Origin of the sequence: Streptomyces sp. NPDC005706, assembly GCF_040631045.1 — a bacterium.
In the GTDB taxonomy this organism is placed as follows: Bacteria; Actinomycetota; Actinomycetes; order Streptomycetales; family Streptomycetaceae; genus Streptomyces.
This window is the reverse complement of the sequence record NZ_JBEXYS010000074.1, coordinates 1-1,478: the sequence shown is the minus strand read 5'-3', so window position 1 is coordinate 1,478 and position 1,478 is coordinate 1. Positions and strand designations below refer to the sequence as shown.

Annotated in this window: 1 protein-coding gene; it reads left to right on the top strand. The window is 69.2% G+C overall.

Going from position 1 to position 1,478, the window contains the following annotated elements:
• The first annotated feature begins 42 nt into the window (after positions 1 to 42).
• Positions 43 to 1,284, top strand: coding sequence for an IS4 family transposase (locus ABZ478_RS39245; RefSeq protein WP_359557578.1), 1,242 nt, complete (start codon positions 43 to 45; stop codon positions 1,282 to 1,284).
• Positions 1,285 to 1,478: the final 194 nt, after the last annotated feature.

The following is a 1,478-nucleotide window of genomic DNA, read 5'->3' as shown; positions in this document are numbered from 1 at the left end:
CAATACCGGTGACTTTGTTGGGGCCTGGTCGTTGGATGGGTTGTGCCAAGGCCGGGTCAGGTGAAGTCGTCGGAGGTTGGTCGGTTCTCGGATCGGATCGCGTTGGGGGTGCTGACGCGGGCGTTTCCGCCGGAGCTGGTCGATGAGGTGGTCGCCGAGTGCGGCCGGGTCGAGCAGCGGACGCGGCTGCTGCCGGCACGGGTGGTGGTCTACTTCGTCCTGGCGATGTGTCTGTTCTTCGGGCAGGGCTATGAAGAGGTGGCCCGGCTTCTGGTTCAGGGGCTGGAGCGTGAGGGCCGGTGGGCGACGACGTGGCGGGTTCCCACGACGGCGGCGATCGGGCGGGCCCGGTTGCGGCTTGGACCGGAGCCGTTGCGGGCCCTGTTCGCCCGGGTGTGCCGGCCGGTGGCCATCGCGCGCACGCAGGGTGCCTGGTATCGGCGGTGGCGGCTGGTCGCGGTGGACGGCACGGTCTTCGACGTTCCGGACACCGCGGCGAACGCGCAGTTCTTCGGTCGTCCCGGTACCAGTCGTGGGCAGGGCCGCAGTGCGTATCCGCAGGCGAGGGTGGCGGCCCTGGCCGAGTGCGGCACCCATGCCGTGTTCGCGGCCGAGGTCGGACCACTCAAGGTCCACGAGACCGCCCTGGCCCAGCGACTGTTCCCCGCGCTGACGAAGGGCATGCTCGTGCTCGCCGACCGGGGGTTTTGCGGCCTCGACCTGTGGCGGGCGGCGAAGGCGGGCGGAGCGGATCTGTTGTGGCGGGTCCGCAGCGTCGTGGTGCTGCCGGTCCTGGAAACCCTCGCCGACGGCTCCTACCTGTCGGAGATTGTCGCCGCGCGGGACAACTACCGGCGTGCGGACCCCGAGCGGGTGCGGGTGATCGAATACACCCTCGGCCCATCCGGCGGTGACGGCACCGTCTACCGCCTGATCACCACCATCCTCGACCCCGAGCAGGCACCGGCCGAGGAGCTTGCCTCCCTCTATGCCCAGCGGTGGGAGATCGAGAACACCCTGGACGAGATCAAGAACCACCAGGGCGTTCCGGGGTTGGTGCTGCGTTCCCAGCACCCACGCGGCGTCGAACAGGAGATCTTCGCGTTCCTGCTGGTCCACCACGCGCTGCGGGACCTGATGCACCAGGCTGCCCTCAAGGCCGGGCACGATCCCGACCGGATCTCCTTCACCCGCACCCTTCGCATCGTCCGCCGCCACGTCACCGGGCAGGCGGCGCTTTCCCCCCTCGCGACTGGCCCGGGCCATCACCCAGAGCCTGCGTGAGATCACCGAACGGCTGCTGCCCGCACGGCGGTTGCGCTCCAACCCGCGTGTGATCAAACGCAAGATGTCCAACTGGGCCCTCAAACGAACCGAGCACCACAGCCCACCACGGCCAGACACCCCGACGGTCCGGCTGGTCGGGCCCACCAGAGCCACCTCGACCAGCCGGAAAACGACCTAAATCACCGGTATTG